The organism is uncultured Methanobrevibacter sp., assembly GCF_937881195.1.
Classification (GTDB): Archaea; Methanobacteriota; Methanobacteria; order Methanobacteriales; family Methanobacteriaceae; genus Methanobinarius.
Genome location: NZ_CALGFC010000063.1, coordinates 18,379 through 28,941, shown reverse-complemented (window position 1 = coordinate 28,941; position 10,563 = coordinate 18,379). Strand labels below are relative to the sequence as shown.

The 10,563-nt window shown below is 24.8% G+C and carries 9 protein-coding genes; 4 read left to right on the top strand and 5 right to left on the bottom strand.

Annotated features, from left to right (window positions below):
* Positions 1-257: 257 nt before the first annotated feature.
* The 3 genes from Q0087_RS08780 to hisG all read right to left on the bottom strand — a co-directional run bounded on the left by Q0087_RS08780 (position 258) and on the right by hisG (position 2,990).
* Positions 258-911, bottom strand: a complete 654-nt coding sequence (locus tag Q0087_RS08780; RefSeq protein WP_297899569.1) for a MarR family winged helix-turn-helix transcriptional regulator — start codon at positions 909-911, stop codon at positions 258-260.
* 291 nt (positions 912-1,202) lie between these two features.
* Complete coding sequence (locus Q0087_RS08775) at positions 1,203-2,027, bottom strand: fumarylacetoacetate hydrolase family protein (RefSeq protein WP_297899567.1); 825 nt, start codon at positions 2,025-2,027, stop codon at positions 1,203-1,205.
* A gap of 90 nt (positions 2,028-2,117) precedes the next feature.
* Positions 2,118-2,990 (bottom strand): ATP phosphoribosyltransferase, encoded by an 873-nt coding sequence (gene hisG / locus Q0087_RS08770; protein WP_297899565.1) that lies wholly within the window; start codon positions 2,988-2,990, stop codon positions 2,118-2,120.
* Between the two features lie 485 nt (positions 2,991-3,475).
* Between hisG and Q0087_RS08765 the strand changes: the two genes are divergently transcribed.
* Both Q0087_RS08765 and Q0087_RS08760 read left to right on the top strand, forming a co-directional pair.
* Positions 3,476-4,813, top strand: a complete 1,338-nt coding sequence (locus Q0087_RS08765; protein WP_297899563.1) for an amidohydrolase family protein — start codon at positions 3,476-3,478, stop codon at positions 4,811-4,813.
* Between the two features lie 61 nt (positions 4,814-4,874).
* Positions 4,875-5,222: a VOC family protein gene (locus tag Q0087_RS08760; RefSeq protein WP_297899562.1), complete on the top strand. Its 348-nt coding sequence runs from the start codon at positions 4,875-4,877 to the stop codon at positions 5,220-5,222.
* An 80-nt stretch (positions 5,223-5,302) separates the two neighbouring features.
* Here Q0087_RS08760 and Q0087_RS08755 read toward each other — a convergent pair whose 3' ends face one another.
* Both Q0087_RS08755 and tfrA read right to left on the bottom strand, forming a co-directional pair.
* On the bottom strand, positions 5,303-5,635 hold the full coding sequence (locus tag Q0087_RS08755; RefSeq protein ID WP_297899560.1) for a hypothetical protein: 333 nt from the start codon (positions 5,633-5,635) through the stop codon (positions 5,303-5,305).
* 503 nt (positions 5,636-6,138) lie between these two features.
* The gene (tfrA, locus tag Q0087_RS08750; protein ID WP_297899558.1) at positions 6,139-7,797 is read right to left on the bottom strand and encodes a fumarate reductase (CoM/CoB) subunit TfrA; all 1,659 of its coding nucleotides are present in this window, start codon (positions 7,795-7,797) and stop codon (positions 6,139-6,141) included.
* 344 nt (positions 7,798-8,141) lie between these two features.
* Here tfrA and sepS point away from each other — a divergent pair, with 344 nt between their 5' ends.
* Both sepS and Q0087_RS08740 read left to right on the top strand, forming a co-directional pair.
* The gene (gene sepS / locus Q0087_RS08745; protein WP_297899556.1) at positions 8,142-9,806 is read left to right on the top strand and encodes an O-phosphoserine--tRNA ligase; all 1,665 of its coding nucleotides are present in this window, start codon (positions 8,142-8,144) and stop codon (positions 9,804-9,806) included.
* Positions 9,807-9,978: 172 nt separating this feature from the next.
* Entirely contained in the window at positions 9,979-10,374 is a 396-nt protein-coding gene (locus tag Q0087_RS08740) for a DUF120 domain-containing protein (protein ID WP_297899554.1), read from the top strand.
* Positions 10,375-10,563: the final 189 nt, after the last annotated feature.

Genomic DNA, 10,563 nt, shown 5'->3' with positions numbered 1-10,563 from the left:
TGCTTTTTTCTTTATATATAACTTTTATTTTCAATTTTTTTCGTTATATTCAGGTTTAACGAAGTTAAAAAGAATATAAGAAAATTAAAAAATAAAAATCAAATATGAAAATAGTATTTTAATACAACTATTCACAATATAATATAGTAAACACTCCCTATATAAATCTTTTGATTTATATTGAAAATTTATGAAAAATTAAAAAATTCTTCACTAATAGCTAATAATTAAAAAATAGAAAATAAGTTAAAAATACATCAGTGTTTTTTAAAGCGTTTGGCGTCTAATTCTCTTTTTTTTCTTAAAAATTTCATTCTAGAACGTTTTCCTCTAAAATAATGCCCTTTAAATGGATGCGCCATTGAATGATGCATTTTATAAAAGTTTTGCATATCATCATAATCACCCCATCCATGAAGATCAGATTTTTCTCTTTCCTCCATAACAGAGTTAAAAGAGCTTTTAGCTAAAGATTCTAAAATCTTTTTTAATTCTTTTTTATCTTCATTAGGAAAATCTTTGCTAAAGTTTTTTAAAAGAACCTTATCCCAGTTTTTCTCAATTTTTTCAACTTCAGAAGCGATTTCTTTTCCTTTATCAGTCAAATAAACTTCATTCTTTCTTTTATTATCTTCAGCAACTTTTCTTTTAATTATCTTCTTTTCATCAAGTTTTTTAAGAGTTTTAGCAGTTACTGCTCTACTTAAAAGAAGTTTAGAAGTTAGATCACTTTGATATAATGATTTAGAATGTAATAATTCCAATATAAATGGGATTTGGCCAGGCGTAATATCTAAAGAAGCTAATTTATGGACTAAATAATGTTTATATGATTTATGAATAATTTTAATTAAATCACTAATTAAAAAATCATCCATTGGAATTTCATTAGCTTTATCATCCGAATCCATTATAACTCCTCTTTGAATTAATTTAAATAAATGAATATATTAAGAATATTAAAAGTATTATATTAAAATTATTATATTAAAAGTATTAAAATTATTGAATATATTAAATAATATATGAATTTATTAATTATTAAAAATATTGAAATATTGATTTTTAAAAATAATAAATATTAATTATTAAAAATAATGAAAGTATTGAGTGTTAATAATATTAAATGTATTAATTATTAAAAATATTGAAAATATCAAAAGTATTGAAAGTTTTGATTAATAAAATATCTATTTTTAAAATTAAATAACCTTATTTTTTAATAAACCAATGCCATCAATTTTTACTTCTGCTAAATCTCCTTTTTTCATCTGTCCAACTCCCGAAGGAGTTCCAGTAGCAATTATATCCCCAGGATTTAATGTCATTATTCTTGAAATAAATTCTACAAGATCATTAGGAGAAAAAACCATGTTTTTTGTGTTTGAGTTTTGTTTAAGCTCATTATTAATAGATAAAGATATATCTTGATTCATAGGATCCATTTCTGTTTCAATAAAGGGACCAATAGGGGCAAAAGTATCGAAACTTTTAGCTCTTGTCCATTGTTCATCTTTTCTTTGAAGGTCTCTTGCAGTAACATCATTTAATATAGTATAGCCTGCAATATAATCATCAGTTTCATCTAAAGGAATGTTTTTTCCTGTTTTAGAAATTACAATAGCTAATTCTGCTTCATAGTCAACTTCAGAAGACATTTCAGGATATTCAATATTATCCATGTGAGCAATGACGGATGAAGGAGGTTTTAAAAAAATTTTAGGTTCAGAAGGAAGATCCATACCAAGTTCAAGAGCATGATCCTTGTAGTTTAGACCAACACAAATAATTTTTGAAGGAGAAACTGGTGGTGTGAAAATAATATCTTCAAGAGAATAGCTATTTATAATTTGATTTTCAAGATAATCCTTATTTTGCCAATTTTTTAAAACAATTTCAATGGAGTCATTCAATGCAATAACCTTTTCCCCATCAAAATATCCAGTTTTAATATTAGAATGATTATTTACATTATTTTTATCAAAATCACAATTACAATCACTAGTAAAAAACCTTAAAAATTTCAATAATATCCCTCATAAATTTAATAAAACTAAATAAAACTAAGTAAAGCTAAATAAAGATTAATAAAAATGAATAAAGATTTAAATATAAATTTAAATAATCCTCTCTATTGGTACAACTAATATATCTCTAGCTCCAGAATTTTTAAGCTTGTTTACAAGATCAAAAACTTCTTCTTCATCTACAACTGCTTGAACAGCTACAGTATCCTCTTTATCAGATAAAACTTCTGAAACAGTTGGCCCAGACATAGAAGGCATTAAATTTTTTATAGCTTGTAAATCATCCTTTAAAACATTCATCATTAATAATTTTTTCCTATCTGCATCAATAACACCCTTAATACTAATATTTACAGTGTCGATAAGATTTTTCTTTTCTTTATTGTTGAAATAATTATCTTTATTAGCAATAAGTGTTATTGAACTATCTAAAATTTTATCAATAATTTTTAGATGATTCATTTTTAAAGTAGTTCCAGTACTTGTTAGGTCAGCTATAATATCAGCTATTCCAATAAAAGGAGCAATTTCTGTTGATCCTGTAAGTTCAACAATCTTTGCATCAATACCCTTATCCTTAAAATAAGAATTAGTCAAATTAGGAAATTCAGTAGCTACAATAACACCAGATTTAATATTTTCAAGAGAATTGATATCAGAATCTTCGGGAGAAGCAATAACTAAACTAGTTTGACCAAATTTAAGATCTGTTAAAATTTCAACATCAGAATCACTTTCTTTAATTAAATCTAGACCAGTTATTCCCATATCAACTATTCCATCAGCTACAAATTCAGGAATATCAGCTGCACGAGCAAACATGACACTAATGTCTGAATTATGAGTATTTGAAAATAATTTTCTATTAGAAGCATCTTTAAGTCCAAGCCCTGCTTTTTCTAAAATAGATACTGCAGGATCACTAATTCGTCCTTTAGAAGGAATTGCAATTTTAATTTCCATTGTTTCTCCTTTTTATTAATGAATATAATTGTACATAATCATTTGATAAATAATAATAGTAATAATAATATAAAATATATAAATATAAAATATAAAAATTATAATTATCTATAATCTTTAATAATAAAACTTATTTTAATTCTTAATAATATAAGATTATCTTAACTCGCATAAATTTTATTATTATATTAATAATTAATGATATTTAAATTAAAATTAATATTTGACTATTAATAATATTTTAATTAATATAATATCCAATAATTTTAATAAATAATATAATAATTTTAATTAATTAATATCTAATAATTCTAATAACTAATTCTAATAATTAATATAATAAATAATATAATAATTTTAATTAATGTAATATATAATTAATTTAATTAATATAATATCTAATAATTCTAATAATTAATATAATAATTAATATATAATTTATTATAAGTAATCAAGTTTAAAGATTTTTCGAATATGGTGAGATGATGGAAACTAAAAATATTTTAATTAAAGATACAGTTATACTAAATCCAAAATCAGAAGGAAATAATGATGTTGAATCATTTAAAGGAGATTTATTAATCGAAAATGATAAAATATCCGAAATAGCTAGAAAAGATGAAGAATCCATATCAGAAAAAGGTATTGATAAAATCATTGATGGAAAAAACAGGATATTAATGCCAGGATTAGTTAATACACATACTCACCTATCTATGAACTTATTTAGAGGTTTAGCTGATGATATGGCACTCGATGAATGGTTAAATGATAATATATGGCCAGCAGAAGCTGGATTAAATGGAGAATATTGCTATAATGGAGCTCTTTTAGCAATCATAGAAATGATTAAATCAGGGACAACAACATTTAATGATATGTATTTCTATATGGAAAATGTAGCTGAAGCATCCATAGAATCAGGAATAAGAGGATGTTTATCCTATGGAATGATAGATTTTGGAGATGAAGAGAAACGTGAAAATGAGTTTAAAGAAAATATAAGCCTTATAAAAAATTATAACAATTCAGCTAATGGAAGGATAAAAACATTATTTGGACCTCATTCCACATTTACAGCTTCAAAAGAATTATTAGAAAGAGTTAGAAAAGAAGCTAATAAATACAAGGTTGGAATCCATATACATATGAATGAAACAAAAAAAGAGATTGATGATGTTATAGAAGCTACTGGAAAAAGACCATTTGAGTATTTAAATGAATTAGACTTTTTAGGAAAAGATGTTATAGCTGCTCATGGAGTTTGGTTATCAAAAGAAGAAATAGAGATTATAAAAGAGAAAGATGTGAAAATATCTCATAATCCATGTAGTAATATGAAATTATCATCTGGAATAGCTCCTATACAAGATTTATTAACAAAAGGAATATGTGTTGGTCTTGGAACAGATAGTGTTGCATCAAATAATAATTTAGATCTTTTTGAAGAAATGAAATTTGCATCACTTCTACAAAAAGTAGATACATTAAACCCAGAAGCTTTAACATCTAAACAAGCTATTCAAATGGCAACTATAAATGGTGCAAAAGCTTTAAATCTTCAAGAAGAAATTGGATCAATTGAAATTGGGAAAAAAGCAGACATAATTTTAATTGATAAAAGTTCAGTAAATTTAAATCCAATGAGTAATTTAGTTAGTTCAAATCTTGTTTATGCAGCTAATGGATCAAATGTAGATACAACAATTTGTGATGGACAAATACTCATGGAAAATAGAAAATTAACAACTCTTGATGAAAATTTAATTATTGAAAAAGCAGCTAAATCTATAAAAGATCTAAAAGAAATAGCAAGAAGTTGAATCAGAGAAAATTGATAATTAAATAAGAATATGTTTAATTAATTAAAAATAAGGTGTTTTAATGGAATATGATAATTTTTTTCTTCCAGTAGATAATATTGAGAAAGCTAAAGAATATTATAAAAATGTTCTTGGACTTGAATTAAAATTTGACTTTAGTGAAAAAGGTATGGCTGCTTATAATGTTGGTGAATCTGAACCTGCAATTATACTAAAAGATAAAAATATATTTAAAGACATGAAGCCTACAATATGGTTTGTTGTAGATGATGTTGAAAAAGAATATAAAAAAATGAGTGAAAAAGGAATAAAATTTTTATCCAAGCCTTTTGAGATAGGAACTGGAACTGCTGTAGAATTTGAAGATCCTTTTGGAAATAGGCTAGGAATAACAGATTATAATAAGTAAAATTAGAAGTTAATGGAAAATTTAATTATAAAAAACTATCAAGCATTAATTCAAAAAATATATTTTATAATATCCATATTTTAATCTCTACAATTTCTTAAATCAAGTAATGCTTTAACTGGATTTACTCCTTTTGGTGCTTTAGCTAATCCAACTATAGAATTCAATTCTTTTTCCATTGAATTAGGATTATATGTTTTTTCATTAGCTATTTTCACTTTATTTTCAAGTCCCAATCTTTTTATCCTTTCGCTAAGTGTTTCTTTTGGGTTTATTCCTGTTTCATTAATTAACCCTTGTTTTAAATAATTATTTACTATTTCATTTTGTGTTTTATTTTTATTTACAGCTACTAATTTTATGCCTTCCATTATTTCAGAATCTATATTAAATGTGGTTTTTATGGTTTTCATAATATCAAAATCCTTTTTATTGGATATGATTTTCTTATATTAAAATTTTTATTGTTTTTATAACAATGATTTTTTCATTAAAATGGTATTTTTATGGATAAATTTTAATTTAATAAAATAATTATGATTTCATAAATTATTTTTATTTTACAAAATTCATTTACAAAATATTTTTATATATTTAAATCATAGCCATTACTATTTTATAATCAGTTAAGAGATTTATATAAAATTAATTAGCTTAAAAAGTAAATATTGTACTTTTAGAAAAAATATACATTAATTAGAAAAAATCGCTTAAAAAAATAAGATAAAATAATTTAAATAACTAATTTATAATAAAATAATATATAAACAATTTTAAAAAAAAAAGTTATAATTAAAATAATGAGATGAATAAATAATAAAATAATTAAATACAGTAAAAAAAATAGTAAATAAGTAAAATAAGAATTATTTTATGATAATAATAACTAATTACCAAAAGAAAATCATTTAATTAGCTATCTAGGAATGAATCTAACCTCATGGTTTTTATTCATTACAATACTCTTTTTCCATTCTTCTTTTGTTTCAGGGAAGTCTTCTCTGAAATGAGCTCCACGACTTTCTTTTCTCATTAAAGCAGATTCAACTGTTAAAATAGAAATATTAATCATGTTAATGACTTCTAAAGCTTCTTGAAGTCCTTTGTTGTAATGAGTATCTTTTTCAACATCCATATAATTCAATTTTTCTTTTAAATCATACAATTGGAATAAAGCTTCATCTAAATCTATTTCATTTCTTATTATAGCTACTTTATCCCACATTAAATTCTGAAGTTCTTTTTTAATTTTAAATGGAGGAATAGAACCTTTTTTAGCAAGCCCTTTAATCCTGTTACTTTCTTTTTCTATCTCTTCTTCATTAATTTCAAATTCAGAATCTTTTGCGGCTAAAGATGCAGATATCCCTGCTCTTTTTCCAAATACTTGAGTATCTGCTAATGCATTTCCCCCTAACCTATTAGCTCCATGAACTCCTCCAGTTACTTCTCCTGCAGCGAATAAATTATATACTGAAGACTGACAATTTTCATCTATTCTAACTCCTCCCATAAAATGGTGGGCAGTAGGAGCAACTTCCATTGGTTCTTTTCTTATATCAACACCAACATCCATAAACTGTAATAGCATAGTTTCAAGTTTTTCCTCAATTAATTCATCATCAAGATGAGTAACATCAAGATAAACTCCTCCTCGCTTGTTTCCTCTCCCATTTCTTATCTCATTATAAATAGACCTTGAAACAACATCACGAGTAGCTAATTCCTTTCTTTCATCATAATTTACCATGAACCTTTCATTATTCTCATTTAAAAGAATTCCACCTTCACCACGAACAGCTTCTGTAACAAGAATGCCTTTTCTAGAATCGGGATATAGCATTCCAGTTGGATGAAATTGAATTTCTTCCATATCAATAAGATCTGCTCCTGCATTATAAGCTAGTGCAAAACCATCCCCATTTTTTTGAAAAGTATTAGATGTTACTGGGTAGAGTTGACCTGCTCCCCCAGTAGCTAATATAACAGATTTTGACTGGAAAAAAATAATTTCTGAATCTTTTAAAGAAATTCCAACTGCACCGATAACTTTTCTTTCATCATCTATAGAATTATTAAGTATTAAAGAAGTTATCATGACTTCATCAATTGTTTTAATTTTTCTTTTTATTATTTCCTCTTTTAAAGCCATTATAATTTCATGCCCAGTTCTATCTCCCTGAAAACAAGTCCTTCTAAATGTTTGACCTCCAAAAGGTCTTTGATTTAGTTCCCCAGATTCTTGTCTATCAAAAAGAGCCCCATACTCCTCAAGATCTATTAATCTATCAGTAGCTTCATCAACTAAAATTTTTGCTAATTTAGAATCATTAAGATAGCTACCCCCTTTCATAGTATCATTAAAATGAATATTCTTAGTATCTTGCTCATCTACAAAAGCAAAAGCTGCATTATAACCCCCTTCAGCCATTCCAGTACATCCAGACCTGAATGAAAGTCCTTTAGATACTATCAGAGGATTAAGTCCATTGTTTGAAATTTCGATTGCTGCACGACAACCAGCACCCCCTGAACCAATAATAAGCACATCTGATTTAATAATTTTAGTTTCCATAATAATAATATTTAATCTTAATTTTATAAATATTTTTATAAAATTTTAAAAATCTAATTTTAAAATATATTATTGAAAATTTATTATTGAAAATTTATTATTGAAAATATATTTTTGAAAATTAGAAAAATTCTTTATTTTAAAAAATGAGAAAAATTCTTAAAATATTATATAATATATAAAAGATATAAATTATAAATCGAAATTCTAATAATATTATAGTAATAATATAATTCTATAAGAAAATAGTTTAAATAATTATAAACTAATTATAAATATTAATTTAATAGTAATTATTAAAGAATATTAAACTATTATCAATATAAATATCAGGAGGAAATGGATTGGATAGAAAAAAAATTGTTAAATTAGCTAAAAAAGATTTTGAACGCGCTTGGGTTGAATCTGGAAATTTAATAAAAAAACCACATCCTGATAAAGAATATCCCAGATTAAAATATGAAATAGGAAAACCACATATTTTATATGATACAATCTCCATGCTCCGTGAAGCATATCTTAGGCTTGGGTTTAGTGAAACTGTTAACCCATTATTTATTGATAAAAATGATGTTTATAAACAATTTGGACCAGAAGCTCCAGCTGTTCTTGATAGATGTTTCTATTTAGCAGGATTACCTCGTCCAGATATTGGAATAGAAACAGAGAAAATAAATTATATAAAAAATCTTGGAAAAGATATTGATGACAATAAAATAGCTAAATTACAAGAAGTATTTAGAGGATATAAAAAAGGGCATCTTGATGGAGATGATTTGGTTTTAAAGGTTTCTGAATCTCTTGAATTAGATAATGAAGAAGGTTTAAGCATTCTTGAGAAAGTTTTCCCAGAAATTAAAGAATTAGTGCCTATTGCAAGTAACAATACCCTTAGATCCCACATGACATCTGGATGGTTCATATCACTTGAAAAAATGGTCAAAAATTATAAAATGCCTTTAAAAATGTTTTCAATAGATAGATGTTTCCGTAGAGAGCAAAAAGAAGATTCTAGTCATCTTATGACTTACCATTCTGCTTCTTGTGTTATTGTAGATGACAATGTTACTCTTGATACTGGAAAAGCTATCTCTGAAGCATTATTAAAATATTTTGGATTTTCCAAATTTAAATTTGTTCCAGATGAAAAAAAATCCAAATATTATATTCCAGAAACACAAACTGAAGTTTATGGATATCACCCAAAACTAGATGATTGGGTTGAAATAGCTACTTTTGGACTTTATTCCCCAATAGCTCTTTCAAATTATGGAATTGAACAAGAAGTTATGAATCTAGGTTTAGGTGTTGAAAGAATTGCTATGGTTCTTAATCAAATAAATGATGTTAGAACATTAGTATATCCACAATTATACAAAAAGTTAGAACTTAGTGACAGAGATATAGCTACTATGTTAAATTATAACTATTATCCCGTTACAGATGAGGGAAAATCAGTTATGAACAACATTTTAGATACTTGGAATAATGAAAAAGATTGTGTTTCCCCTTGTGAATTTACAATATTTGAAGGAGAATTTTTAAATAAAGAAATAGTTATTAAAGCTTTTGAAGAAGAAAGTAATACTAAACTTCTTGGCCCTGCTTCAACAAACCAAATTTATATCTATGATGGAAATATTCTGGGCATACCTAAGAATATTGAAGAAAGTGTTAAGAAAGTTGAATTAAACCCTCAAAAATATAGTGAAGAAGACATTATTAGTGAAATACCAAAAGACACTAAGATTGTTTATGATGCTATTAAAAAAGGCATTCCTACAAATATTAGATATATAGATTCATTGAGCGCTAAAATAGCTTATAAAATAGAAGAAGCAGTTCTTAGTGGTTCTGAAGAACTTATAATTAGAAATACAATAGCTAGAGCTTTATCAGATGTTAATTTAAAATTAGATGATATTGCTATGAACTACATTAATAATGAGAATAAAATAATTGATATTAGAGGACCGATATTTTCAACTATAAAATTAGAAATTAAATGAAACACTTTATAAAATCAAATATAATTAGATTATAAAATTAAATCATAAACTAGAACTAAATTATAAAACAAAATATAATTAGATTATAAAATTAGATTATAAAATAGAACTAAATTATAAAATAAAATATAATTAGATTATATAATAGAATTATATCATAATGATGATTATTATGGAAATTGAAGGATCTATTGCAACAGGTTATGGAAAAGGAGCATATTTTTTAGGTCAGGAATTTTACAAATCAAAATTTAATGAAAAATGCGGTTTCACGCCATACCCAGGGACGCTTAATATTATTGTTCCTGAAGAATATTTAGATTCGATTAAAAAAATAAAATCGAATACCAAAAATATTATTAAATCTAGAGAAGGTTTTGGTGGTGTTAAATACATAAAAGCCACATTAAATAGCTCTAAAAAAGAAGAAATTATTAATGGAGCAATACTATTCCCTGATAAAACAACACACGAAGATAATTATTTAGAGTTTATAGCAGAAGAAAATTTAAGAGAAAAATTAAGTTTAAAAGACGGCGACAAGGTTAAACTCATCATAAATAGTTGAAAAATAGAATAAATATTTAAAAATAATAAAAATAATTGAAAATTAAATAAATGAATGAAAATAAAATAAATAATTGAAAAATGTTATTTATAATATAATAAAATTATAAAAATAAATTGTATAAGAAATAAATATATTAAAAAAGTGTATCATAAAAAAAAAGTTTTATAAAAATTAATTATTAATATT

What these genes read in the sequence shown, in the direction of transcription:
- Q0087_RS08755 (WP_297899560.1), bottom strand. Translation starts at nt 5,635, where the DNA reads ATGAAAACCATAAAAACCACATTTAATATAGATTCTGAAATAATGGAA.
- Q0087_RS08780 (WP_297899569.1), bottom strand. Translation starts at nt 911, where the DNA reads ATGGATTCGGATGATAAAGCTAATGAAATTCCAATGGATGATTTTTTA.
- tfrA (WP_297899558.1), bottom strand. Translation starts at nt 7,797, where the DNA reads ATGGAAACTAAAATTATTAAATCAGATGTGCTTATTATTGGTTCAGGG.
- hisG (WP_297899565.1), bottom strand. Translation starts at nt 2,990, where the DNA reads ATGGAAATTAAAATTGCAATTCCTTCTAAAGGACGAATTAGTGATCCT.
- Q0087_RS08765 (WP_297899563.1), top strand. Translation starts at nt 3,476, where the DNA reads ATGGAAACTAAAAATATTTTAATTAAAGATACAGTTATACTAAATCCA.
- Q0087_RS08740 (WP_297899554.1), top strand. Translation starts at nt 9,979, where the DNA reads ATGGAAATTGAAGGATCTATTGCAACAGGTTATGGAAAAGGAGCATAT.
- Q0087_RS08760 (WP_297899562.1), top strand. Translation starts at nt 4,875, where the DNA reads ATGGAATATGATAATTTTTTTCTTCCAGTAGATAATATTGAGAAAGCT.